General features: G+C 55.7%; 21 protein-coding genes. 11 read left to right on the top strand and 10 right to left on the bottom strand.

Annotated features, from left to right (window positions below; genetic code table 11):
- Positions 1 to 64: 64 nt before the first annotated feature.
- From leuS to ELB75_RS09505, 5 genes are all read right to left on the bottom strand, one after another.
- Entirely contained in the window at positions 65 to 2,695 is a 2,631-nt protein-coding gene (leuS, locus tag ELB75_RS09485; RefSeq protein ID WP_126983706.1) for a leucine--tRNA ligase, read from the bottom strand.
- A 580-nt stretch (positions 2,696 to 3,275) separates the two neighbouring features.
- Entirely contained in the window at positions 3,276 to 5,039 is a 1,764-nt protein-coding gene (gene ptsP, locus ELB75_RS09490; RefSeq protein WP_126983707.1) for a phosphoenolpyruvate--protein phosphotransferase, read from the bottom strand.
- Between the two features lie 2 nt (positions 5,040 to 5,041).
- Complete coding sequence (locus tag ELB75_RS09495; protein ID WP_064104562.1) at positions 5,042 to 5,311, bottom strand: HPr family phosphocarrier protein; 270 nt, start codon at positions 5,309 to 5,311, stop codon at positions 5,042 to 5,044.
- A complete protein-coding gene (locus tag ELB75_RS09500) occupies positions 5,305 to 5,718 on the bottom strand; it encodes a PTS sugar transporter subunit IIA (RefSeq protein WP_126983708.1) in 414 nt (137 codons plus the stop codon). Before ELB75_RS09500 ends, ELB75_RS09495 begins: the two co-directional genes overlap by 7 nt.
- 369 nt (positions 5,719 to 6,087) lie before the next feature.
- Positions 6,088 to 6,579 carry a DUF456 domain-containing protein gene (locus tag ELB75_RS09505; protein ID WP_035573406.1) on the bottom strand — a complete coding sequence of 164 codons (492 nt, stop codon included), beginning with the start codon at positions 6,577 to 6,579 and terminating at the stop codon, positions 6,088 to 6,090.
- A gap of 212 nt (positions 6,580 to 6,791) precedes the next feature.
- Between ELB75_RS09505 and ELB75_RS09510 the strand changes: the two genes are divergently transcribed.
- The gene (locus ELB75_RS09510; RefSeq protein ID WP_126983709.1) at positions 6,792 to 7,583 is read left to right on the top strand and encodes an inositol monophosphatase family protein; all 792 of its coding nucleotides are present in this window, start codon (positions 6,792 to 6,794) and stop codon (positions 7,581 to 7,583) included.
- Between the two features lie 237 nt (positions 7,584 to 7,820).
- A complete protein-coding gene (locus tag ELB75_RS09515) occupies positions 7,821 to 9,242 on the top strand; it encodes an SLC13 family permease (RefSeq protein WP_126983710.1) in 1,422 nt (473 codons plus the stop codon).
- A gap of 119 nt (positions 9,243 to 9,361) precedes the next feature.
- Here ELB75_RS09515 and ELB75_RS12525 read toward each other — a convergent pair whose 3' ends face one another.
- Positions 9,362 to 10,060, bottom strand: coding sequence for a hypothetical protein (locus ELB75_RS12525; RefSeq protein ID WP_164726867.1), 699 nt, complete (start codon positions 10,058 to 10,060; stop codon positions 9,362 to 9,364).
- 73 nt (positions 10,061 to 10,133) lie between these two features.
- Positions 10,134 to 11,729 (bottom strand): peptide chain release factor 3, encoded by a 1,596-nt coding sequence (locus ELB75_RS09525; protein ID WP_126983712.1) that lies wholly within the window; start codon positions 11,727 to 11,729, stop codon positions 10,134 to 10,136.
- 219 nt (positions 11,730 to 11,948) lie between these two features.
- On the opposite strand from ELB75_RS09525, the gene xseA reads away from it, so the two are divergent.
- Positions 11,949 to 13,301 carry an exodeoxyribonuclease VII large subunit gene (gene xseA, locus ELB75_RS09530; protein WP_126983713.1) on the top strand — a complete coding sequence of 451 codons (1,353 nt, stop codon included), beginning with the start codon at positions 11,949 to 11,951 and terminating at the stop codon, positions 13,299 to 13,301.
- Positions 13,302 to 13,473: 172 nt separating this feature from the next.
- Here the strand turns inward: xseA and ELB75_RS09535 are convergent, their stop codons facing one another.
- Positions 13,474 to 13,677, bottom strand: coding sequence for a hypothetical protein (locus ELB75_RS09535; protein WP_126983714.1), 204 nt, complete (start codon positions 13,675 to 13,677; stop codon positions 13,474 to 13,476).
- Positions 13,678 to 14,093: 416 nt separating this feature from the next.
- On the opposite strand from ELB75_RS09535, the gene ELB75_RS09540 reads away from it, so the two are divergent.
- A complete protein-coding gene (locus tag ELB75_RS09540) occupies positions 14,094 to 15,467 on the top strand; it encodes an L-serine ammonia-lyase (RefSeq protein ID WP_126984278.1) in 1,374 nt (457 codons plus the stop codon).
- Between the two features lie 271 nt (positions 15,468 to 15,738).
- Here the strand turns inward: ELB75_RS09540 and ELB75_RS09545 are convergent, their stop codons facing one another.
- Positions 15,739 to 17,406, bottom strand: coding sequence for an ABC1 kinase family protein (locus tag ELB75_RS09545; RefSeq protein WP_126983715.1), 1,668 nt, complete (start codon positions 17,404 to 17,406; stop codon positions 15,739 to 15,741).
- Positions 17,407 to 17,572: 166 nt separating this feature from the next.
- Here ELB75_RS09545 and ELB75_RS09550 point away from each other — a divergent pair, with 166 nt between their 5' ends.
- Together ELB75_RS09550 and ELB75_RS09555 are read left to right on the top strand one after the other, a co-directional pair.
- Positions 17,573 to 18,151 (top strand): C40 family peptidase, encoded by a 579-nt coding sequence (locus ELB75_RS09550; RefSeq protein ID WP_126983716.1) that lies wholly within the window; start codon positions 17,573 to 17,575, stop codon positions 18,149 to 18,151.
- Between the two features lie 11 nt (positions 18,152 to 18,162).
- Entirely contained in the window at positions 18,163 to 18,375 is a 213-nt protein-coding gene (locus ELB75_RS09555) for a hypothetical protein (protein ID WP_126983717.1), read from the top strand.
- 187 nt (positions 18,376 to 18,562) lie between these two features.
- On the opposite strand, the gene ELB75_RS09560 is transcribed toward ELB75_RS09555, so the two are convergent.
- A complete protein-coding gene (locus ELB75_RS09560) occupies positions 18,563 to 19,600 on the bottom strand; it encodes a threonine aldolase family protein (RefSeq protein ID WP_126983718.1) in 1,038 nt (345 codons plus the stop codon).
- 623 nt (positions 19,601 to 20,223) lie between these two features.
- Between ELB75_RS09560 and ccoG the strand changes: the two genes are divergently transcribed.
- From ccoG to ELB75_RS09585, 5 genes are all read left to right on the top strand, one after another.
- Positions 20,224 to 21,645 carry a cytochrome c oxidase accessory protein CcoG gene (ccoG, locus tag ELB75_RS09565; protein WP_126983719.1) on the top strand — a complete coding sequence of 474 codons (1,422 nt, stop codon included), beginning with the start codon at positions 20,224 to 20,226 and terminating at the stop codon, positions 21,643 to 21,645.
- Between the two features lie 4 nt (positions 21,646 to 21,649).
- Positions 21,650 to 22,237, top strand: a complete 588-nt coding sequence (locus tag ELB75_RS09570) for a FixH family protein (protein ID WP_126983720.1) — start codon at positions 21,650 to 21,652, stop codon at positions 22,235 to 22,237.
- 79 nt (positions 22,238 to 22,316) lie between these two features.
- The gene (locus ELB75_RS09575; RefSeq protein ID WP_126983721.1) at positions 22,317 to 24,599 is read left to right on the top strand and encodes an NADP-dependent malic enzyme; all 2,283 of its coding nucleotides are present in this window, start codon (positions 22,317 to 22,319) and stop codon (positions 24,597 to 24,599) included.
- 280 nt (positions 24,600 to 24,879) lie between these two features.
- On the top strand, positions 24,880 to 25,176 hold the full coding sequence (locus tag ELB75_RS09580) for a hypothetical protein (protein WP_126983722.1): 297 nt from the start codon (positions 24,880 to 24,882) through the stop codon (positions 25,174 to 25,176).
- An 11-nt stretch (positions 25,177 to 25,187) separates the two neighbouring features.
- Positions 25,188 to 25,712: a hypothetical protein gene (locus ELB75_RS09585; RefSeq protein ID WP_126983723.1), complete on the top strand. Its 525-nt coding sequence runs from the start codon at positions 25,188 to 25,190 to the stop codon at positions 25,710 to 25,712.
- Positions 25,713 to 25,857: the final 145 nt, after the last annotated feature.

Here is a 25,857-nt window from a genome sequence, read left to right on the forward strand (position 1 = left end):
ATATTGAAGGCTACCTGAAAAACCAAATCGGTTTTCAGGTAGCCTTTATTTCAGCCAAACGGCCTTACACCACAATATTCACCAGCCGTTTCGGCACGACGACGATTTTCTTCGGCTCTTTGCCTTCCATAAACTTCTGCGCGCCGGTGGTGGCAAGGGCGGCGGCTTTCACGGCGGTTTCGTCCGCATCGGCGGCGATTTGGATTTTGTCGCGCAGTTTGCCGTTCACCTGCACCATCATTTCTATCTCGGTCTGCACCAGCGCGGCGTTGTCCACGGCGGGCCAGCTTTGCTGCCACAGGTTGCCGCCGGCCAGTTCGCCCCACAGGGTTTCGCAGATGTGCGGCACGATGGGCGACAGCAGCAGGACAACCGCTTCCAGCACTTCGCGGGCGACGGCTTGGCCGTGTTCGCCGGAGGTGTCGGTTTTGTCGTATTGGTTCAGCAGCTCCATCACGGCGGCGATGGCGGTGTTGAACTGCTGGCGGCGGTCGTAGTCGTCCGTTACTTTGGCGATGGTGCTGTGCAGCTTGAAGCGCAGGTCTTTCAGGCTGCCTGAAAGCGCGTCTTGGCTACCTGAAAACTTGCCCACGCTGCTGCCGCCGTTTTGCACGAATTCGTACACGGTGCGCCACAGGCGGCGCAGGAAGCGGTGCGCGCCTTCCACGCCTGCATCCGACCATTCCAACGACTGCTCGGGCGGGCTGGCGAACATCATAAACAGGCGGGCGGTGTCCGCGCCGTAGGCATCGATGATTTGCTGCGGGTCCACGCCGTTGTTTTTGGATTTGGACATTTTTTCCACGCCGCCGATGACCACGGGCTGCCCGTCCGCTTCCAGCACGGCGGACACAGGGCGGCCTTTGTCGTCCGTCTGCACGCGCACTTCGGCGGGGTTGAACCAGGTTTTTTTGCCATCCGCGCTTTCGCGGTAATACGTCGCCGCCAGCACCATGCCCTGCGTGAGCAGTTGTTTGAACGGCTCGCGCACGGACACGATGCCTTCGTCGTTCATCAGTTTGGTGAAGAAACGGGCGTACAGCAGGTGCAGAATAGCGTGTTCGATGCCGCCGATATACTGGTCGGCCTGCCCCCAATACGCGGCGGCTTCGGGCGCGACCATGTGCGCGTCGTCGCGTGGCGACATATAGCGGAACTGGTACCAGCTCGATTCCACAAACGTGTCCATGGTGTCGGTTTCGCGCTTGGCCGCGCCGCCGCATTTCGGACATTTTGTCTCGTAAAATTCGGGCATTTTGGCCAGCGGCGAACCTGCGCCGTCGGGCACGACGTTTTCAGGCAGCACCACGGGCAAATCTTGTTCGGGCACGGGCACGTCGCCGCAGGTATCGCAGTGGATAATCGGCACGGGGCAGCCCCAATAGCGTTGGCGCGAAATGCCCCAGTCGCGCAGGCGGTATTGCGTTTTCGGCTCGCCCGCAGAAGCAGCCTGCAACTTGGCGGCGATGGCATCGAAGGCAGCCTGAAAATTCAAACCGTTGAATTCGTTACTGTTTACCAGCACGCCGTTTTCTTTGTCGGCATACCAGTCCTGCCATTGCGCCGCGTCAAACGGCTGACCGTCCACGCTAATCACTTGTTTAATCGGCAGATGGTATTGTTTGGCAAAGGCAAAATCGCGCTCGTCATGCGCGGGCACGGCCATCACCGCGCCGTCGCCGTAGCCCCACAGCACATAGTTCGCCACCCACACTTCCAGCCGCTCGCCGTTGAGCGGGTTGATGACGAAGCGGCCGGTGGGCATGCCTTTTTTCTCCATGGTCGCCATGTCGGCTTCCGCCACGCTGCCGGCCTTGCATTCGGCAATGAACGCTTGCAGTGCAGGCTGCTTTTCGGCAGCGGCGGCGGCCAGCGGATGCTCGGCGGCCACGGCCACATACGTCGCGCCCATCAGCGTGTCGGGGCGGGTGGTGTACACCTGCACAAACTCGCGGTGGCTTTCAGGCAGCCCTTCGCGGCTGTCGGCGGCTACCTGAAAACGCACGGTCATGCCGCGCGATTTGCCAATCCAGTTGCGCTGCATGGTTTTCACCTGCTCCGGCCAGTCCAAACCGTCCAAATCGGCCAGCAGCTGCTCGGCGTAATCGGTGATTTTGAAGTAGTACATCGGGATTTCGCGCTTTTCCACCAGCGCGCCGGAACGCCAGCCGCGCCCGTCAATCACCTGCTCGTTCGCCAGCACGGTCTGGTCGATCGGGTCCCAGTTCACCGTGCCCAACTTCTTGTACACAATGCCTTTTTCAAACAGCTTGGTAAACAGGAGCTGTTCCCAACGGTAGTATTCGGGGCGGCAGGTGGCGATTTCGCGCTCCCAATCCAGCGCAAAACCCAGGCTCTGCAACTGCTTGCGCATATAGGCAATGTTTTCATACGTCCATTTGGACGGCGCAACCTGGTGGTTAATCGCCGCGTTTTCGGCGGGCATGCCGAACGCGTCCCAACCCATCGGCTGCAACACGTTGAACCCCTGCATTTTTTTGAAGCGGCTGCGCACGTCGCCGATGGTGTAGTTGCGCACATGCCCCATGTGCAGCTTGCCGCTGGGATAGGGGAACATGGAGAGGCAGTAGAATTTGGGTTTGGCAGCGTCTTCGGACACATTGAACGCGCGTTCGGCCGCCCATTTCCGCTGCGCGGCGGGCTCGATGGCGGAGGGTTGGTAGAGTTCTTGCATGATGTCGTTTTACCGATGTTTTCGGATAGATTGGAAAGCTGCGGATTATAAGCCAGCAGCGGGGGCTACGCCAAACAAGATAGCAGTAGGAAAAATAATCGGGCAGCTGTTGCTTGAAACAGCCGCCCGTGGCAATTTAGTGATTCTGACCAGTATACAGATTGAAATAAGCTGGCCACATTTCTCCGTGGGCAGAGGCTACCTGAAAGCACCAGCCTGAATAAACTGAAGCCATCGCTTTGGCTAGCCGATATAAACAAACTCTCCAGCCCGCATAAAAAAAAGCCATCAATACCAAGGGAGGAAGTATTGATGGCCAACTTGCGGGAAAACGTCTACTTACTATCCATGCTGCCTACCAAGAAGCAGCACAGATGCGGCGCATTATATAGAACACGTCTCACCTTGTCGCCACTTAATTGTCGTTATTTACCCAAATACGGCAATCTGCTGCGATAAAATTGCATAAAAACACAATTTGCCAACAATACGAGTGTTTACTTTAATTAAGATTACTACCAGTATCTAAACAGTATTTTTTAACACTTCTTCACTTTCGGCTTATTCACGCCGTGCAATGTTATGTTATTTCAAGTGTTGCATTTTTGTCATCATCTGCTGTATTCATCTTTTTAACGGCTTGCCGCACCTTCTCCGGATCGCTCAAGCGCAGCAGCTTTTTCACCTGTGCCGCCAGCTCACCGGCATGGCTTTGAATGATTACATTCTTTACAGCCAAAAGATTGCTGGCATTCATGGAGAAGCGGCGCAAGCCCAAGCCGAGCAGCAGGCGGGTGAAATGTAAATCGCCGGCCATCTCGCCGCATACCGACACCGGCTTGCCCATGCGTTTGGCGGTGCTGAAAATATGATGCAGCAGTTTTAACACTGCCGGATGGGCGGGCTGATAGAGATAGCTCACGCTATCGTCGCCGCGGTCTACCGATAAGGTGTATTGAATCAAATCGTTAGTGCCCACCGAGATGAAATCCAAGTGTTGCAGGATATGGCCCACTGTGAGTGCGGCGGAGGGGATTTCAATCATCGCGCCCACCTGCACTTCACCATATTCTGTGCCGCGTTCGTCCAGCTGCTTACGGGCAACCGCCAAATGATTGATACACTGTCTCACTTCGTCCACCGAAGTAATCATCGGCCACATGATTTTCACCGGGCCATGCACCGCTGCACGCAAAATTGCGCGCATTTGGGTGCGGAACATCGTCGGCTCGGCCAAGCATAAACGGATACCGGTCATGCCCAGCGCGGGATTGAGCGCATGGCCTTCGCCAAACCAGCGCGGGTTTTTGTCTACACCCAAATCCACAGTACGCACGGTGAGCGGCTTGCCTTTGAGCTTTTTCACAATGCCGGCATACACGCGGTATTGCTCGTCCTCATCGGGCAGGTTGTCGCGGTTGAGAAACAGGAACTCACTGCGAAACAGCCCCACGCCGTCGGCAGAAAGGCGGTGCATCAGGCGCACATCTTGGGCAGATTCGATATTGGCCAATAGCTCGATGTCTGCGCCGTCTTTGGTGGTGGCGGTGATGTCTTTTAGCTTGTTGAGCAGGCGGCGCTGGCTGCGGTATACGCGGTCGCGCTTGCGGTATTCGCTGAGGATTAAATCGTCGGGGTTGATGATCAGCACGCCACTGATGCCGTCCACGATAATCCAATCATCTTGGCTGATGAGTTCGCGTGTGTTGTAGAGCCCGATCACGGAAGGGATATCCAGGCTACGCCCCAAAATGGCGGTGTGGCTGGTGGGGCCGCCGGCATCGGTGGCGAAGCCGGCAATATGGTGTTCTTTAAAATATACTGCGTCGGCAGGCGACAAATCGTGGGCAATCAGGATGATGTCGTCGTCTAACTCGCCTGCTTCGGGCATGAAATCGGTGTTCTGCCCCATCAGGTTTTGGTAAATCCGCTCGGCTACCTGAAGCATATCCTGCTTGCGTTCGCGAAGGTATTCATCTTCAATCGCATCAAACTGCTCGGCCAGCTTGTCGGTTTGCAGCTTCAACGCCCATTCGGCATTGATGGCCTGCGCGCGCAGAATATCAATTGGCTCGCGGGAAAGCGTAACGTCGGTCAGAAGCATCAGATGTAGCGAAATAAACGCGCCCAATTCGGTTGGCGCATTTTCCGGAATGGCGCTGCGCAATCGCTCCAGCTGTCGGCGCGTGGCCTTGATGGCGGCATCGAAACGTTCGGCTTCCGCATCAATTTCTTCCGGCGCCAAATCCAGCTGCGGCACTTCCTCCATACCGCGCACCACCAAATGCGCCCGCCCGATGGCAATCCCGCCGCCTGCTGCAAATCCGTGCAACACCACGCTCATGTTTATTCGCCTTCGTCAAAATAATTGTTGATTAACGCCACCAGCGCCTGCATGGCCGCCTGTTCGTCGGCGCCTTCGGTTTCAATTTCAATCACCGAGCCCTTGGCTGCCGCCAGCATCATCAAGCCCATGATGCTTTTGCCGTTTACGCACTTGCCGTTGCGGCACACCCGTACTTCCGCCGCAAACGCGCCTGCCGTTTGCGTAAACTTGCTCGACGCACGCGCGTGTAGCCCCAGTTTATTGATAATCTCCACTTCCTGTTTCAGCATACGCCCTGCTCCTCTTCCGGCAACACCAGCATAATCCCCGCCAAGGCCGATTGGCGCACCGATTCGGCCAGCGCCAGCAAATCATCGGCCTTTTCCGCCTCCTGCACCGCCTTCACCATCATCGGCGCATTCAGCCCGGTGAGCATCACCATGAGGTAGTGCGGCAGCAGCCGGCGGCCGATATTGCACGGCGTGGCGCCGAACACGTCGGCCAAAAGCAAAATGCCGTCGGCAAACGCCAAACGCTCCGCTGCTGCTTGGGCTCGTGCGGCAGCCGCATCCGCATCTTCATCTGGATTCACGCCCACAATCGCCAAATGCGCCGGCATCTGCCCGAAAAAATGCCGGGCCAGCTTGGTGTACGACTCGCCCAGCGTTTCATGCGTGATAATCATCAAACCAATCATGTATTTCTCATTTCATTGCAAAAGTTTTTTCAGGTAGCCTGTAAGCAGGAAAGCAGGCTGAGGCTACCTGAAAGTGTTTAATCGGCCATTTTCCGTTTTCAGGTAGCCTTTGGCAACAGGCAGGCGGCAAGCAGATACGGCAAGCCTTGCGATAAACTAGGAGGCGACAGCCGCCAGAAATCACCATGTTAAACGGTTTTATAGTGAATTAACAAAAACCTGTACAGCGTTGTCTCGCCTTGCCGTAACGTGTGTACTGTCTGCGGCTCGCCGCCTTGTCCTGATTTTTGTTAATCCACTATAGCCAGCCCTTAGGCAATAACAAAACTTCAGGTAGCCTCTTGCTTGGCAACAGGCTACCTGAAAACTCTAACTCAGCCAATAATACACATACAGCCCGAAAATACTAAACAGCACCACCAGCGCACAGCCCAACTTCGCCACTACGCCCGCCACAAAGCCCAAGAGCGTGCCCAGCCCAACTTTGCCGGCGGCCCACAAACTGCGTTGTGCCGCAAATTCCCCCACTGCCGCGCCAACCAGCGGGCCCAGCACCATGCCCGGCAGTGCAAAAAACAGCCCCACAACGCCGCCCGCCAGCGAGCCCCACAGCGCCTGTTTGCTCGCCCCGGTAAATTTCGCCCCCAACAGCCCCGCCACATAATCCAGCGTCCAGGCGAGCGCCATAATCAGCCCCAACACCGTCAGCGCCGTGGTGCCGATCACCTCGTAATCCTGGCTGTAGGCCAAGAGCCAAGTGCCCGCAAACATCAGCGGCATCCCCGGCAGCAGCGGGTGTATCGAGCCCGCCAAACCCGCCAGCAGCAACACCAGCGCCAAAATAATCAGCAAAGCCGTCATCATTAAATTCCTTTATCAAACAAGGCAGGCAAATTCCCGCATGCCAGCCAAATAAGGCCGCCGCCGCCGATTTAAAGCCTGGGCGCTTTTGCCCATCTGCCGCCCAAGGTATAATGCCGCCCCAAACATCGGCTGCCGTTTCCGGCACAGCCTTTTCATTTTCAGGTAGCCTGCCAGCGGCAGCCTGCCCCCACTACCTAAATCGGAGAAATATGAATCCCGTCCTCAACACCGCCATCAAAGCCGCCCGCCGCGCCGGCGATATGATGCTGCGTGCCGCCAACAACCTGCCCGCAGTTAAAATCGACAGCAAAGCCTTCAACGACTTCGTTTCCGATATAGACCGCACTGCCGAAGAAATCATCCGCGAAATCCTGCAGGAAGCCTATCCCCAACACAAAATCACCGCCGAAGAAGGCGGCAGCAGCGGCCCCGAAAAAGCCGAATACGAATGGATTATCGACCCGCTCGACGGCACCACCAACTACCTGCACGGCCACCCCCAATACGCCATCAGCATGGCGCTGCTGCATAAAGGCGTATTGCAGGAAGCCCTCGTGTATGCCCCCGAGCGCAACGACCTCTACCTCGCCTCACGCGGCGAAGGCGCCCTGCTCAACGACCGCCGCATCCGCGTATCCAGCCGCATCGAGCTCAACCGCTGCCTAATCGGCACCGGCTTCCCCGTGGTGGATCAAAGCATGATGGAACGCTACCTGAACATCCTGCGCGACTTCCTCACCAAAACCGCCGGTGCCCGCCGCGAAGGCGCCGCCTCGCTCGACCTGTGCGCCGTGGCCTGCGGCCGCTTCGACGGTTTCTTCGAATTCAACCTCAAACCCTGGGACATCGCCGCCGGCGCACTGATCGTACAAGAAGCAGGCGGCATCGTAACCGATATGCGTGGCAACGAAGGCTGGCTCGAAAGCGGCAACATCGTAGCCGCCCCACCCAAAGTGCTGGCGCAAATGCTGCAAACCATCGCCCCGCACTTGGCTGCCTGATACCCCTTGCACAATATAAAGACTACCTGAAAACCGGCAACGCAAGTTTTTGCGAAGCTAAAATTTCAGGTAGCCTTTTAAGCGGCCGGCCGATATACAGATAGCTTGGGATATTCATATTAATAATTGACAGAACCCTTACCAGCTCTTATTCTGCCGCGGTGAGTGCACACACGCTCATGGTTGAAACAATAAAAACGTGAAGATAAAGCTTAACCACCTTGATGGAGAGGATTAATGAACTTCCTAGAGAACCCAAGCCAAACCAATTTGCCAGAAAACTTTGAGCTGCAAAGTGCGCAAGTACCGGTAACCAGCTTTCGCGGGCTGATTATCGCCATTATTGCGGCCGTGATATCTGCTATTGCCTACCAAATTCTGCCCTATGAACATTATCCCAATGCCGGGCTGACTATTTTGCTATTTGTGGCCATTTTATGGTTTACCGAAGCGGTGCACATCACCGTTACCGCGCTTACGGTGCCACTATTAGCGATTTTCTTCAAAATTCCGGATATGGGCACCAAAGAAGCCTTTGCCGGCTTTTCCGATCCGATTATTTATGTGTTTTTCGGCGGTTTCGCGCTGGCGGCAGCCATGCACGTGCAGCGGCTGGATAGAAAAATCGCCATGCTGGTGATTTCGCTCTCGCGCGGCAATATGCTGGCGGCGGTGATGATGGTGTTTGCCGTTACCACCGGCCTTTCCATGTGGATCAGCAACACCGCCACCGCCGCGATGATGCTGCCGTTGGCCATGGGGCTGATGGGGCACGTCGATAAGGAAAAAGACCGCAAAACCTATGTATTCGTGCTGCTGGGCATTGCCTACTGCGCCAGCATCGGCGGTTTGGGCACGCTGGTGGGCTCGCCGCCCAACGCGATTGCCGCCAAAGCGCTCAATTTGGACTTCGCCGGCTGGATGAAGCACGGCCTGCCGATGATGCTGGTGTTGCTGCCGCTGATGCTGTTTTCCCTGTTTGTAGTATTGAAACCGAACTTTGCCGAAAAAGTGGATTTGCAGCAAAAAGAAGACATTCCGTGGACCTTGCACCGCGTGATTACCGTCATCATTTTTGTGGTTACCGCCCTGTGCTGGATTTTCGGCGGAGATTTGGGCAAAGCCACCGGTATCAAATCGATCGACAGCTTTATCGCCATGGTGGCGGCAGTGGCCGTGGTGATGTTCGGTGTGGTGAGCTGGCGCGAAGTGGCACGCAACACCGACTGGGGTACGCTGATGCTGTTCGGTGGCGGCATCACCCTTTCCGTATTGATGGAAAAATCCGGTGCTTCTGCCGCCTTGGGCAATGAAGTGGCGGCTTCTTTCGGCCATGCTTCCCCCTTGGTGATTATCTTGGTGGTGGCCGCGTTCATCATCTTCCTCACCGAATTCACCAGCAACACCGCATCCGCCGCGCTATTGGTACCGGTATTCGCCACCATTGCCGCCAAAATGGGCATGAATCAGGAAGTGTTGGTGCTGATTATCGGCATCGGTGCATCTTGTGCCTTTATGTTGCCTGTGGCCACGCCGCCCAATGCGATTGTGTTCGGCTCGGGGCTGATTAAGCAGAAAGAAATGATGCAGGTTGGCTTCCTGCTGAATATCCTATCCATCATCGTGGTATCGGCTTGGGCATACTTCTTCCTGACTTAACAAGAATAAACCCGACAGCTGCACCGGATTAACAGCTTGCCGGGCTTATTCCTGCTATACCCATCGTATTGAAAAAGGCTACCTGAAAATTTTCAGGTAGCCTTTTCCTATCTATTTTTCTACTCCGGCCGCACATAATACCCCAGCCGGTTCTCCTGTATCTTTATCCGCACCGTCTGCCCCACCAATCTCTTTGGTACACTCCTCAAAAAGGCGTATTCCACATCAAAACGCGTGCCATCCTCCAACTCCACCACCCATGTATTAAAACCGCTCCGGCTCCCCCGTGTATCCAACAGCTTGGCTTGCCGTACCATTGGTTCCACCGGCAGCAGCGAAGCAAGCACCACACCATTCACCACCACCTGTGTCAGCACACCAGCCAGCAACACTCCCCACATCACGCTCGACATTCTGCCTTTAAACTGCCCGCCGCTGCTCAAACTCTGTTTTTCTCCCGCCGGCCAGCGGAAAAACCAACGCACACAAACTACCGCCAACAACACAAACACCACCATAGCCAGCTTCGAAGCATCCGCCTTCCATACCAGGGGCCGGGTGAGCAGCAGCAATGCCACCAACACTAGCGCTACTACCAGCGCCAGTTTGTTCAACTGCCCCCATTCTTCCTCTTCAAACTCAAACCAAGCCATTCCACTTTCTCCATCCGCTTTCAGGCTACCTGAAAGCGCAGCTTTAACAAAATTATAGTGAATCAAATTTAAATCAGGACAAGGCGACGAGCCGCAGACAGTACAGATAGTACGGCAAGGCGAGGCAACGCTGTACTGGTTTAAATTTGATTCACTATAAAACATGACCACCTAACTTTTCAGGTAGCCTTTTCAGCATAAGGGCTACCTGAAAATCTTATTTCAGGTAGCCTCTTTATCAACTCAGCTTCGCCGCGTGTTCCCTGGTTTCATGGAACACGATGTCCGGCCAGCGTTCCTGTGTCAGGTTCAAATTCACGCGGTTGGGGGCGAGGTAGGCGAGGTTGCCGCCTGCATCTATCGCCAGATTGCCCGCGTTGGCTTTTTCAAACTCCGCCAGCTTTTTCTTGTCGTCGCACGATACCCAGCGTGCCGACCAGATGGATGCGTTGTCGAACACGGCTTCTACGCCGTATTCGTTGGCCAGCCGCGAGGTAACGACTTCAAACTGCAACACGCCGACCGCGCCCAAAATCAAATCTGCGCCGCTCATCGGTTTGAAGACTTGTACCGCGCCTTCTTCGCCGAGCTGTTGCAAACCTTTTTGCAGTTGCTTGATTTTCAACGGGTTTTTGATGCGGACGCTGCGGAACAGTTCGGGGGCGAAGAAGGGGATGCCGGTGAACGCCAGTTGTTCTCCTTCGGAGAAGCTGTCGCCGATTTGGATATTGCCGTGGTTCGGGATACCGATGATGTCGCCCGCGTAGGCTTCTTCCACCAGCTCGCGGTCGTGCGACATGAAGGTAACCACGCTGGAGGCGGCGATTTCGCGGTTGATGCGCAGGTGTTTTATTTTCATGCCGCGCTCGAATTTGCCGGAGCAGACGCGCAAGAAGGCGATGCGGTCGCGGTGTTTCGGGTCCATATTGGCTTGGATTTTGAAGATAAATCCGGAAAATTTCGGCTCATCCGGCTCGACCATGCGCACGGTCGCATCGCGCGGTTTCGGAGCGGGCGCCCAGTTAATCAATGAATTGAGGATTTCCTGAATACCGAAGTTGTTAATCGCGGAGCCGAAGAACACGGGCGTGAGGCTACCTGAAAGAAATTCGTCGAGATTGAACTCGTTGGAAGCAGCCTGCACCAATTCGATTTCGTCGCGCAGCTGCTGGATTTCCAGCGGAAAGCGTTGTTCCAATTCGGGATTATTGATGCCTTTGATGATGTCGAACTCGTGCGGCAGGCGTTCGCCGCCCGCGTCGAAGAGATAGATTTCGTCGTTCAGGATGTGGTACACGCCCTTAAAGTTTTTGCCCATGCCGATCGGCCAAGTAACGGGCGCGCAGCGGATTTTTAAAATATTTTCCACTTCGTCCAGCAATTCCAAGGAATCGCGCACTTCGCGGTCGTATTTGTTCATGAACGTGACAATCGGCGTATTGCGCAGGCGGCAGACGTTCAAGAGTTTGATGGTTTGCGCTTCCACGCCTTTTGCCGCGTCGATGACCATCAACGCGCTGTCCACGGCGGTTAAAACGCGGTAGGTGTCTTCGGAGAAGTCTTGGTGTCCCGGCGTGTCCAAGAGGTTGACGGTGTGGTCTTTGTAGTCGAACTGCATCACTGACGAAGCGACGGAAATGCCGCGCTGCTTCTCGATTTCCATCCAGTCGGAAGTGGCGAATTTGCCGGTTTTCTTGCCTTTTACCGTACCTGCGCTCTGAATCGCACCTGAAAACAGCAGCAGTTTTTCGGTCAGCGTGGTTTTACCCGCGTCAGGGTGGGAGATGATGGCAAACGTGCGGCGGCGGCGCACTTGGTCTGGAATATTGGACATGGCGGAAAATCCGAATTGAAAACGGCGTATTTTAACATATTGCCGCGTAGGGAAAGGCTACCTGAAAAACGTGCAGGCGGTTGGAACGCAACGCGCTGCATCCGTTTTCAGGTAGCCTTTAGGGCGGTATGAAGGCTACCTGAAAATCTACCGCCCGATTTTTCAGGTAGCCTTCCCCTTGTATAATGCCGCCTTTGTTTATTTTTCTGCCGTATTGCCATGTCCGACCTATTCGCCCCCGCCGCGCTTTCTGTTTCCGAACTCAACCATTTGGCTAAAAATCTGCTGGAAGACCAGCTCGCCGGGCTGTGGGTGGGCGGCGAAGTATCGAATTTGGTGAAGGCGGCGAGCGGACACTATTATTTTGTTTTAAAAGACCAACGCGCCCAGGTGCGCTGCACTTTGTTTAAGCATGCCGCCCGTTCGCTGGCCGCGCTGTTGCGCGAGGGCGAGGAAGTGGAGGTGTTGGGCAAAATCACGCTGTATGAGGCGCGCGGGGAATTTCAGATTAATGTGCAGGAAGTGCGGCGCAAGGGCTTGGGGCAGCTGTTTGAGGCATATGAGCGGCTGAAGCAGCGCCTGCAGGCGGAAGGCTTATTCGATGCGGCACGCAAACGGCCGTTGCCTGCCGCGCCGCAGTGTATCGGCGTGGTCACCAGCCTGGCCGCGGCAGCGTTGCGCGATGTGGTCACCACGCTGCGGCGGCGGGCGCCGGATGTGCGCGTGATTGTGTATCCCACGGCGGTGCAGGGCGCAGGCAGCGAGTTTCAGGTAGCCTCAGCCATTGCGGCGGCGGCAGAACACGCACAGGCAGATGTGTTGATTGTGTGCCGTGGCGGGGGCAGCATTGAGGATTTGTGGGCGTTTAACGAAGAGGCAGTGGTACGCGCGGTGGCGGCCTGCCCGATTCCGATGGTAAGCGGGGTGGGGCACGAAACGGATTTCACGCTCACGGATTTTGCCGCCGACGTGCGCGCACCCACGCCCACTGCCGCCGCCGAGCTGGCCAGCCCGAACCGTGCGGAGCAGCTGGACAAAATGTGCCGCCTGCACAGCCATATGCGCCACACGCTGCAACGGCGCTGCACAGACGCGGCGCAACGGCTCGATTGGCATGCCGCGCAGTTGCGCCACCCGCGCCAGAAATGGCAGGAACAGCAGGCTGGCCTATTGCGTAGCCGCCAAATGCTTGCCGACCATATGCTGCACCACCTGCACCGCAAACAGGAGCAACTGGCCTACTTGGCCGAGCTGTGCCGCCGCAGCAGGCCGCAAGTGCAAACCGTTGCGCGACAGCTGCACACGCAGGCGACACAACTCAACCGCCACATGGCTGCGCTCTTGGCGCAAAAGCAGGCGCAGTGCCAAAAGCAGGCGGGCATTTTGGACGCCCTCTCGCCGCAACACACGCTGTCGCGCGGCTATAGTGTGATTACCGACCGCACGGGCAAAGTGGTGCGCGATGCTGGCAGGCTGCACAGCGGGCAGGTGTTGCAGCTGCATTTTGAAACCGGCACGGCCAAGGCGCAGGTGCTGCCGCAGCGTACCGGGCAGCAGGATTTGTTTGATTAGCGCGTGCAGAGATTGCTGCAGCAGTTTTTCCTGCGAGACGGCAAGCCCATGCAATCAAAAAACATCATCGCTTGAGCTATCGCTTTTCAGGTAGCCTCACTGCAAAAGGCTACCTGAAAAAGCAAAACGGCTTCCTTTGCGGAAGCCGTTTGTGCTTGTTTGACCGATACGGTTATGCCACGGTAAAACCTTCTGCCGAGAGGACAGCTTTAAATGCTTCAATATCGAAGCCGTCGCCGTGTGTAATCACTACGCGGCCGTCCTCATGATTGGCATTCACCATTCTCACACCCGCAACAGCTTCACCCTTCAAAACCAAGCGGTCCCCGTCCGTTTTATGCTTCATACCGGACACTTGAATCAACATTTGTGGCATATTAACCTCTAAATAATGTAGTTGATTGAAAATAAAAAGCTAACCATACTGCACTGTTTTTGTACAATTATGCAATATGCATCACGAAAATATTGCCCAAACTTCTCATGCTTTCCCACAACATCCTTGCTGCATCAAACAGGCAATGTGCGCATTTTGCCTAGGTAGCGGCAACTTGTCCAGCATTATTCATAGGGGAAACCGCATTCATATCGCCCGGCACACGGCAGCATGCCCTATGCTGCCGATGGCGAATTTGGTAAGATATTGATGAATGCGAAAAGTTAAATAACTATGGTGGATTAACTTTAAATCGATAGAGCGCTGGCCCGCTTTGCCATACGTATGTACCATTTACAGCCGACCGCCCTGCTCCGATTCCGGTTGACCCACTATGAGTGAAAGGGGTGGAAAAAATGATCAGTATTTTCGACATGTTCAAAATCGGTATCGGCCCGTCCAGTTCGCATACCGTAGGGCCGATGCGTGCCGGTGTGCTGTTCCGCAAACAGCTTATCGAACAGGGGTTGCTGGATAAGATTACCCGCTTCAGCGCCCATGTGTACGGCTCGCTCTCCTTCACCGGCAAAGGCCATGGCACAGACCACGCCATCATCGGCGGCCTGGCGGGCTACGAGCCGGATACGGTGGACACCACCGCCTTCCCCAAATTTATTGCGCAAGTATTGAACAGCAAAACCCTCACCGACATTGGCGGCCACCAAACCCCGTTCGACTACGAACACGATTTCGTGTTCCATTCTTCATTCCTGCCGCTGCATGAAAATGGTATGCGCTTAGAAGCCTATGTCGGCGATGAGTTGGTGGTGCAGGAAGTGTTTTACTCCATCGGCGGCGGTTTTGTGGTGACTGAAAAACAATTTGCCGACAGCGGCAAGCAATCTGCCCCCGTCAATGTGCCCTATCCTTATGCCAACGCAGACGACCTCATCCGCCAGTGCAACGAGCATAATCTCACCCTCTCTGAATTGATGTTCCGCAACGAATGCGCCCTGCGGCCGGAGCAGGAAGTGCGCGACTATGTGCGTGCCGTGTGGCAGACCATGAGCGATTGCATCCAGCGCGGCCTGCACACCGAAGGCGTGCTGCCCGGCCCCATGCGAATACCACGGCGCGCACCACTCTCGCGCAAGCAGTTTAAGAAAAACGGGCTGAACGATAAAGACCCAATGGCAGCGGTGGACTGGGTAAATATGGTGGCCTTTGCCGTCAACGAAGAAAACGCCGCCGGCGGGAGGGTGGTTACCGCGCCCACCAACGGCGCCTGCGGCATCGTGCCCACTGTATTGGCCTACTACGACCACTTCATTTTCTACGCCGATGAAGAACACATCCTGCGTTATTTAATCACGGCCAGCGCCATCGGCAGCCTGTATAAAATGAATGCCTCCATTTCCGGCGCGGAAGTGGGCTGCCAGGGCGAAGTGGGCGTGGCCTGCTCCATGGCCGCTGCCGGGCTGACCGAGATTCAGGGCGGCACTGTCGAACAAGTATGTATTGCCGCCGAAATCGCCATGGAGCACCATCTCGGCCTCACTTGCGACCCGGTGGGCGGCCAAGTGCAGGTGCCGTGCATCGAGCGCAACGCCATTTCCTCCATCAAAGCCATCAACGCCTCGCGCATGGCGCTGCAACGCACCACCGATCCCATAGTGTCGCTGGATGAAGTAATCAAAACCATGTATGAAACCGGCAAAGATATGAACCCGAAATACCGCGAAACCTCCACCGGCGGCTTGGCCACGCATGTGGTGCATGTGCTGTGTTGAAACGGAATGCCGTTTTTAATGCCGAAACAGCAGAAGGCTACCTGAAAATGATTTTTCAGGTAGCCTTCTGATTGCAGCCATAGCCAAAGCAATTATTTTCCCTACCAAGCGGCAAGCTGCAAACAATAAATCCGCTTGGCAAAGCGAGCCTACGCCACCGTGAATGAAATGCTTTAGCTATATGATATTAATGGATTGCCTGTTACCCATTTTCTCCCAACTGCCGCCATTCTTTACCATACACTTTTTTACGCGCTTGAAAAGTTTTGTTTTAATGTTTGCCCGAACGCCAGATAGACCAGATAATCCACAAGCTGTTGGCAAAGGCCAAGAGATAGCCGAGAAAGCCCAGAAACGAGAGGCCGAACAGCTTCGGGCCGATATTGCTGCTGAGCAGGATGGACGAGCCGATAATCAGAGCCGCCGTTACCATGCCCATGGTCAGCCGGTTGGCGCTGTATTCCAAGTGCCGGTTCAGGGTATCGAGGCGTTTCAAATCCAGGTTTACGTTTAACCGGCCGCTTTGCAGATTGCGGTTGAGGCGCAGCAGGTTTTTGGGCAGATCACCCAGCATCTGCCCCAGCATACGGCTTTGCGTGCGGCTTCGGCGCCAAAGCTGCTGCGGCGAAAGGCGTTGGCGGATCACCTTCTGCACAATCGGTTTGGCGTGTTCCAGCAGTTGGAAGCTGCCGTCCAGCCTTTTCACCACGCCTTCGAGGGTGAGCAGGGCTTTGAACAGCATCACCAAGTCGCCCGGCAAGGCCAGCTCGTGTTCGCGCATGATGCGGGTTAAATCGTTAATTATCTGGCTCACGCGCAAATCGCGCACGGCGGTGTGCTCGTAGTCGAGCAGCATTTCCATCACGTCGGCGCCGAGCAGGTCTTCATCGGGAACTTCGCCTTGCGCCCAGTTGCTCAGAATATATTGCACGGCAAACGGGTCGCGGTGGATAAGGGCTTCAACCAGCGCGTTGATTTCCTGCCGGCGCACCGGATTCAGGTAGCCCGTCATGCCGAAATCGATCAGGCCGATGCGCAAATCGGGATAAATAAAGATGTTGCCCGGATGCGGGTCGGCATGAAACAGGCCCTGCCCCAGTATCATGTCGAGCATCACGTCGGTGATGCGGCAGGCCAAAATATGCCGCTCTTCAGCGTTAAGCAATTCGATGTTGGTATCTTTGAGCAAATCGGCGGCGATGTATTCCTGCACCAGCACCTGCCGGTTGCTGTATTCGGGATAAGTCTTGGGAATATGCACCGCCGGATGGTTGGCATACAGCGCGGCAAACCGCTGCAAATGGCGCATTTCGGCCAGCAAATCGGTTTCCCTGGCTAGGCTTTTGGCAAAATACTGCACCATCTGCACCGGCTGATAGCGGCGGGTTTCCGGCATTTCCGATTCGGTGAGCTGCGCCAGATGGGTTAGAATACGCAAATCCGCCCGGATGAGCGGTTCGATATCCGGCCGGCGCACCTTTACCGCTACCTCGCTGCCGTCGAGCAACACCGCGCGGTGCACCTGCGCGATGGAGGCGCTGCCCAAAGGCTCGCTGTCGATGTGCCGGAACACCTGATCCGGCGGGCAGCCTAGCTGATCGGTGAGCAGGGAGAGAATCGCCTCGAAAGGCAAAGGATTCGCGCTGCTTTGCAGATGCTCGAATTCCTCAATCCATTCGGCGTTGAAAATATCAACCCGGGTGGCCAAAATCTGGCCGAGCTTGACAAAGGTCGGCCCCAGCTCCTCAAACGCCAGCCGGAAACGGTGCGCCGTACTCGAACCACCGGCATCTTCCTGCGCGGTCGAGCCGCCGAGCCAAGAAGCCCGGTTCAGCTTAATCCGGCTGAGGAAGCCGCCCAAACCGTGCCGCGCCAGCGTGGCCGCGATTTGACGCAAACGATTGATGTCGCCCAAAGCGGGCATGGCAGTTCTAACCATACGGCATCCCCTTTGCGGATAAAGTCCGCACAAACAGGCGCACAGCATAACATACGCGCCTGCCGGTGCGCACAAACCGCCCGATTGCGCACCGTTCGGCCAAACACATTGCCGCCCCTTGCCGCACTATGCTATAACATGGGCAAAACAAGAAAGTTTCAGATTGATGAAGTGGATAAAACAAGCAACCCTCTGCGCCCTGGCCGCCCTGGCTTTCGGCCTCGCCCCCGCCGCACACGCCGCTCCGGAAGGATTGGATAACGACGCCCTCGAGCGCCTGATCCGCGAACGGACCGAACACGACGGCCACAGCAACTCTTCCTCATCTGGCCGCCGTTCTTCCGGCAGCCAAGACGAAGCCGGCGACCTCATCATGAACGCCATGAGCCTCATCGGCCTCTCCTACCGCTTCGGTGGCAATTCCCCCACCCAAGGCCTCGATTGCAGCGGCTTCATGCAATATATCTTCAAACGCAGCATGGGCATCACCCTGCCGCGCACTTCCGCCGAAATGGCTACAGTAGGCCAGCAGGTAGACCGTGCCAACCTCAAGCCCGGTGACATGGTATTTTTCGGCTCGGGCGGCCGCGTTTCCCACGTCGGCATGTATATCGGCAACGACCGCTTCATCCACGCCCCGCGCACCGGCCGCGACATCGAAATCACCAGTATGAACGGTAACTATTGGAAAAGCCGCTACATCACCGCCCGCCGGGTAGACCGCTCCTCTCGCTTCACCCGTTAAAGGCCTGTATCATGAATATGCCCCCCATGCCCAAATGGTACAGCGATGACGGCAACATCGTATCGTGCACCGAAAAAGTGAAAGTGATGCAGGAAAATATGCAAGAGCTCTACCAGCTCGCGCAAGATACCTTCGAAGACGCTCTACTGATGGGCTGCAGTGAAAAACAAGTGCGCGAATTCCTGCAAGATTTGGTGCGCAGCGTGCACAACCCGTATAACTGATATAGTGAATTAAATTTAAATCAGGACAAGGCAACGAGCCGTAGACAGAAATAGTACGGCAAGGCGAGCCAACGCTGTACTGGTTTAAATTTAATTCACTATACAAAGCTGCATTCCCCGATTAAGCAAAGGCTACCTGAAACGCAAATAGATTTTCAGGTAGCCTTTGTTGTGTTCGGCAGTGGCATCACAGATGTTGGATGGCGTGCAGCAGGGTTGCCACATCGGATTCGGTGGTGGCCCAGCTGGTGCAGTAGCGCACGATTTGTCGGCCGTTTTCTGCCGGCCAGTAGGCCGCAAAACCGAATTCGCGGATGAAGTAGGCTGCTTGCGCTTCCGGCAGGATGGGAAATTGCTGGTTGGTGGCGGATGCGCCGTAGAAGGCGATGCCTCGCCCTTCAAAGGCTTGGCGGATACGGCTGGCGTAGGCGATGGCGCTGTGGCAGATGGTTTGGTATAGGTTGCCGGTAAACAGGGTGTCGAACTGGATGCCGAGCAGGCGGCCTTTGGCGAGCAGGCCGCCGTGTTGTTTGATGGTGGCGCGGAAATGGGGTTGTAGCGCGGGGTTAGTGATGACGACGGCTTCGCCAAACAGGGCGCCGCATTTGGTGCCGCCGATATAAAACACATCAGCCAATTCGGCGAGGGAGGGCAGGGTGAGGTCGCTCACTTCGGGGTGCAGGGCGTAGCCGAGGCGTGCGCCATCCACAAACAGCGGCAGGCCGTGGCGGCGGCACACTTGCGAGAGCGTGGCAAGTTCGGCTTGGCTGTATGCCGTGCCAAGCTCGGTAGGCTGCGAAACGTATACCATGCCGGGCTGGACGATGTGCTCTTTAATCGGGCTGGTGGCGTAGTATTGTTCGATGAAGCCCTGCACTTGCTGCGCGTTGAGCTTGCCGTCGGCAGCAGGCAAAGCAAGCACTTTGTGGCCTGAGGCTTCGATGGCGCCGGTTTCGTGGGTGGCGATGTGGCCGGATTCGGCAGCGATAACGCCTTGGTGCGGCCGCAGAATATGGGCGATTACAGCGGCATTGGTTTGCGTGCCGCCCACCAAGAAATGCACATCGGCTGCCTGGCTGCCAATGGCGGAGCGGATTTTGGCGCGGGCAGACTCGCAGTAGGGATCAAGGCCGTAGCCCGGGGTTTGCTCAAGATTGCTGTGAATCAGGCGCTCAAGAATGGCCGGATGGCAGCCGGAAAGATAGTCGTTGCCAAAAGAGGGCATGATCGAGCCTTTCTGCAAAAGGCAGGGATTATATGACGGACTAGCGGAAATCGATACGGCACTGTTCTCTCTTGCCGCACTGTCGCCCTGCCCTCGCCCCGCCAAATGCCGCAAAAAGGCTACCTGAAATACCAAGCCCGCAGGAATATCGTTGCGGCGACATTTTCAGGTAGCCTCCATCCTGCACCGCCGATGCCAGATACAGTCGAAATGATTTTTCTCCATGCCGGGCGGCGAGCCGCAGGCAACACGCACGTTACGGCAAGGCGAGCCAGAGTGATGGGAAGTGAAGTATAGTGAATTAACAAAACCAGTACGGCGTTGGCTCGCCGCCTTGTCCTGATTTTTGTTAATTCACTATATTTAGCCATAAAGGCTACCTGAAAGCATCGTCCAACCAAGCCAAAACCCAACCCCACGGCTTTCAGGTAGCCTCAACAGCCATTGCCTTTCTCTATTATACCCGAACAACAGCCGACTAACGGGCTGACAAGCATTTCGGCAGCGGCGTATAATCCCGCGCGTTATCGGCTGCCGCACCCAACCGGCCCCTTGTGCCAAAAAGGCGGCCAAGCCACTAATAAACAACAATAATCCACAGACCCAATCAAAGGAACACACCCATGGCGCAACCCCCGAAAGAGCAGGTGATTTCCCTGTATCAGGGCGCGAAACGCATTCATCCCAAGCTGGCCAAAGGCCGTTTTGCCAATCTGCGCCTGTGGGCGATTCTGGCCACGCAGTTCGTGTTTTATGTTACCCCGTGGTTCAATCTAAACGGCCGTCAGGCAGTGTGGTTCGATATTCCCGGCCGCCGCTTCCACATCTTTGCCTTCACGCTCGTGCCCAACGATTTAATCTACCTCACCGGCCTGCTGCTGCTTTCGGCCTTTGGCCTGTTTTGGTGGACCACCATCGCCGGGCGCTTGTGGTGCGGCTATGCCTGCCCGCAAACGGTCTATACCGAAATCATGCTGTGGATCGACCACTTGGTGGAAGGCGACCGCAACAAGCGGCTCAAGCTCGACAAATCGCCGTGGAACTTCACCAAAATCCGCATCAAGGCCACCAAATACCTGCTGATTTTCCTGGTGTGCGCTTGGACGGGCATCACCTTCGCCGGCTGGTTCAGCCCCATCCGCGCGCTGGTAACGCACATCTTCACGCTCAACTGGGCGGCCGTTTCCGGCGCAGCGCTGATTGCCGCCGCGCTCTACGGCGGCGCCACCTGGCTGTTTGCCCACATCCTGCGCGAGCAGGTGTGCAAATACATGTGCCCCTACGCCCGCTTCCAAAGCGCCATGTTCGACCGCGACACGCTGATTATTTCCTACGACCCGGCACGCGGCGAGCCGCGCGGGGCACGCAAGAAAAACGTGCAGCGCGAAGACACCGATTTGGGCGACTGCATCAACTGCACCATGTGCGTGCAGGTGTGCCCGGTGGGCATCGACATCCGCGACGGCCTGCAATACGAATGCATCGGCTGCGCTGCCTGCATTGATGCCTGCGACGACATCATGGACAAAATGGGCTATCCGCGCGGCCTCATCCGCTACACCACCGAAGGTGCGCTGGAAAAAGACTATCCGGAAAGCAAAATCCCGCGCCGTATGCTGCGCCCGCGCGTGTTGGGCTACGGCGCGGTTTTGGCCGTGGTGGCCGTGGGTCTGGCGGTGGGCCTCCTGCTGCGCCAAGACGTACACATCGACATCATCAAAGACCGGGGCGTGATGGTGCGCCAAAACCAAGACGGCTGGCTGGAAAACGCCTACAACCTGCGCATCAGCAATACCGGCGAGCACGCAAAAATCCTCACCGCCTCGGTTTCCGGCCTGGAAGACATCAAAATCACCGGCCTGCCCGAAGGCGGCCTGCGCGTGGGCGGCAACGACAGCGTTTCCATCCCCGTTCAGGTAGCCGTACTGCCCGACTACGCCGAACGGGGCAGCAACCCCATTGTTTTCACCTTCCGCTACGCTGATGCCGAAAAGCCGGACGAAGCCGATACCATCACCACCAAAAGCACCTTCACCGGAGAATAAGCACATGAGCACGCCCATCCCGCCCCGTGGCAACAGCGCCCCGGCCAAGCCCTGGTACAAACACCCCTGGCCGTGGCTGCTGATGGCCGGGCCGGCCATTGTGGTGGCGGCCGGTTTCTACACTTATTACTTGGCCGCCACCCGAAACAACCCCTCGCTGGTTACCGACGATTACTACCGCGAAGGTAAAAACATCGCCCTGCAAATGGAGCGCGACCAAGAAGCCGAACGTCGGCAAATCCGTGCCGAATTGCTCGTCAGCCCCGACAACAACCGCGCCAAAATCCTGCTCAGCGGCAATATCGAGCCCGACGTGCCGCTCAAACTGCTGTGGCTGCATCCTGCCCGCAGCGAATACGACCAAACCGTAGCGATGCAGCGGCAGGGTAGTGCCGCAGCGGCGGCGAATCGGGTAGAATATGCCGCAGATTTCCAAGCCCTGCGCCCTGCCGACCATTGGTATGTACGCCTGGAAGACAGCGCCGGCAAATGGCGCGTGCAAGGCATTTGGTATCCCAAACGCGGCAACAGCCTGAGCCTGGTGTCGATGCCCCAGCCGGCGGTACCCAATCCGCCGAAAGCCAAGCAGTAGCCCCAGGCTGGGCAGGCATTGGATTTTTCAGGTAGCCTCAAGCCCGTTTCCCCTTCCACCCCACAAAAGGACCTATCCCATGGACGATATGCTGAAGCAAGCCGCCCTCGATTTCCACCAATATCCGCAGCCCGGCAAAATTCAGGTAGCCCCCACCAAAGCGCTGGCCACCCAACATGATCTGTCGCTGGCCTATTCCCCCGGCGTGGCCGCCCCCTGCCTGGAAATCCAAGCCAATCCGCAAGATTCCTACAAATACACCGCACGCGGCAACTTGGTGGCCGTGGTTTCCAACGGCACGGCCGTGCTCGGCTTGGGTAATATCGGCGCAGAAGCCAGCAAACCGGTGATGGAAGGCAAAGGCGTATTGTTTAAAAAATTCGCCGGCATCGACGTGTTCGATATCGAAATCAATGAAACCGACCCCGAAAAACTGGTGGACATCATCGCCTCGCTCGAGCCCACTTTCGGCGGCATCAACCTGGAAGACATCAAAGCGCCCGAATGCTTCTACATTGAGAAAAAACTGCGCGAACGCTGCAAAATCCCGGTATTCCACGACGACCAGCACGGCACGGCCATCATCACCGCTGCCACCGTCCTCAACGGCCTGCGCCTGGTGGGCAAAGACATCGGCCAAGTGCGCTTAGTGTGCTCCGGCGCGGGCGCGGCAGCCATCGCCTGCCTCGACTTACTCGTGGCCTTGGGCATGAAACGCGAAAACATCACCGTGTGCGACTCCAAAGGCGTCATCTACCAAACCCGCGAAGACCGCGAACGCATGGACGCAAGCAAAGTGCGCTACGCCATTGAAGACAAAGGCTGGCGCAAACTGGGCGACGCCGTGCCCGGCGCCGACATCTTCCTCGGCCTCTCCGGCCCCAACGTGTTGAGCACCGACATGCTCAAACAAATGACCGCCTCGCCCATCGTGCTGGCCATGGCCAACCCGCAGCCCGAAATCTGGCCGCCGGAAGCCAAAGCCGCCCGCCCCGACGTGATTATCGGCACCGGCCGTTCCGACTTCCCCAACCAGGTAAACAACGTTCTCTGCTTCCCCTTCATCTTCCGCGGCGCGCTCGACGTGGGCGCCACCACCATCAACGAAGAAATGAAGCTGGCCGCCGTGCGCGCCATTGCCGATTTGGCCATGGCCGAGCAAAATGATAAAGTCGCCACCGCCTACACCGGCGCCGAGCTGAAATTCGGCCCCGAATACCTGATTCCCAAACCCTTCGATCCGCGCCTGATCGCCCGCGTGGCACCCGCCGTGGCCAAAGCCGCCATGGATTCCGGCGTGGCCACCCGCCCGATTGCCGATTTCGCCGCTTACGAAGAAAAACTGAACGAGTTTGTTTATAAGTCCGGCCTGTTCATGAAACCCATCTTCGCCCAGGCTCGCCAATCGCTCAAACGCGTGGTGTTGGCCGAAGGCGAAGACGAGCGCGTGCTGCACGCCACCCAGCAGATTGTGTCTGCCAAACTGGCCGCACCGATCCTCATCGGCCGCCCCGCCGTAATCGCAGAGCGCATCCAACAAATGGGGCTCACCATCCGCCCCGGCAGCGATTTTGAAATCGTGAACAACGAAAACGACCCGCGCTACCAAGAATACTGGCAGGAATACTACCGCCTGCAGCAGCGCAACGGCATCACCCCCGATTTGGCCAAACGCCGCGTACTTGCCAACACCACCCTCATCGGCGCGCTCATGCTGCAGCTCGGCCATGCCGATGCCATGGTGTGCGGCACAGTCGGCCATTTCCAGCACCACCTCGGCATCGTCTCCAACGTTGTCGGCTACAACAACCCCGAACACACCGCCTGCGCCATGAACGCGCTGATTTTCGGCGGCCACAACCTGTTCATTGCCGACACCTATGTCAACGCCAATCCGACCGCCGAGCAGATTGCCCAAAGCACGCTGATGTGCGCCGAAGAAATCCAACGCTTCGGCATCACGCCCAAGGTTGCGCTGCTCTCGCATTCCAACTTTGGCTCCGTGCCCTCTGAAAGCGCCGGAAAAATGCGCCGTGCACTTGAGCTCATCCGCCAAGCCGCCCCGCAGTTGGAAATCGACGGCGAAATGCAGGGCGATGCCGCCTTGGTGGAAAGCCTGCGCCAGCAAAGCCTGCCCGACTCCACCCTGAAAGGCGCCGCCAACCTCCTGGTGATGCCCAACGTGGAAGCCGCCAACATCAGCTGCAACCTGCTGCGCGTCGCCAGCCCCGACGGCGTAACCGTGGGGCCGATTCTGCTGGGCATGAAAAAACCCGTGCACATCGTCAACCAGCTCGCCTCCGTGCGCCGCTTGGTAAACATGGTGGCATTGGCCGCCGTGGATGCACAGCGCCAAGGCTAAACCAGCTGCAACAGTAAAAATCAAGGCTACCTGAAATTTCAGGTAGCCCTTTTTCAACTCTGACTAAACAGGTAGGGAGTGAACAATTCCCGTCAGTTGATAAATTGATGCTGCTGTTCAACCTCAATGCGGCATTTGCTACTGCTACACAACCCCAGCAGGTTGTAGCTGCTGCAGGCGCGCCTATGCCACCCGATCCGAATAATGGTAATCATCATAATAGATCAAATAATATCAAGAAAAGGCATAGAGAAGATGCTGTGGAAGGGCTGCTAATAACATGCGAGCAAATAGTTCTCAATTTGAAAAATGGGCTACTAGAAATTCGTCTACTCAGATTTTTGCCAATATATCACAAGAAGAAGCTATGATTAATCTAGAAAGAAATGGTTTTTCACGGCATGCAACTAGTCAGTCAAATGTTTACTATTTTGAAAAAGGTGGTGTTAGATACAATTTTTATCCAAGAAGTACATACAGAGGAATGCGTGATGTAAAAACAGGTTTTCCATTGGCAGAAATTTTAATTAATGAGGATAAAGTCGGTATAAAAATACGATTTTGCCTAATTAAATAGGAGATATATTTATGAATAAATTTAGTGAAATTATGACTAAAAATGAATTTAGATTTCCAGATTTCTTTTTCTTTAATAAAGAGTTAAAGTATAATAAATTTTTATTTTTTGATTATCCATTATTTAGCGATAAAGAATTTGCAAATGAGTTTAGCAATATTCTAATTTTAAATAATTATTTAGAATTAGATATTTTTACTTCAGTCAGTGATATCCCTGTGATCAATGTGGATGTAGTGAATAATAATTTAACAGATATAGGTAAAATAATATACGAGAAAGAGATTAATTTCACAGGAGTTGTAATAACACCGCATGATCTTAGTTGGTGTGCAGCACAGTATTACCCTGTTGACTGGGGTGTATTTGCATTTAATACCCATAATAAAAAAGCGAAATCGCTATTTGATTCTTTAGATAAAGATTGGTTTGTAACAATCTATCAGCTACAAAAATCATTAAATGATAGATCTTCTCCCTTGTATGAAGAATTTGGAAAGGAAGGTATAGAGGCAATATTAAATAACTATGCATAAGGGTTTGTTATTTTATCTAGATTAAATATATTGGATTAACAAAAATCAGGACAAGGCGGCGAGCCGCAGACAGCGCACACGTTACGGCAAGGCGAGACAACGCTGTACTGTTTTTTGTTAATTCACTATACTATTTAATTGCGAT

Origin of the sequence: Eikenella corrodens, assembly GCF_003990355.1 — a bacterium.
Lineage (GTDB): Bacteria > Pseudomonadota > Gammaproteobacteria > Burkholderiales > Neisseriaceae > Eikenella > Eikenella corrodens_B.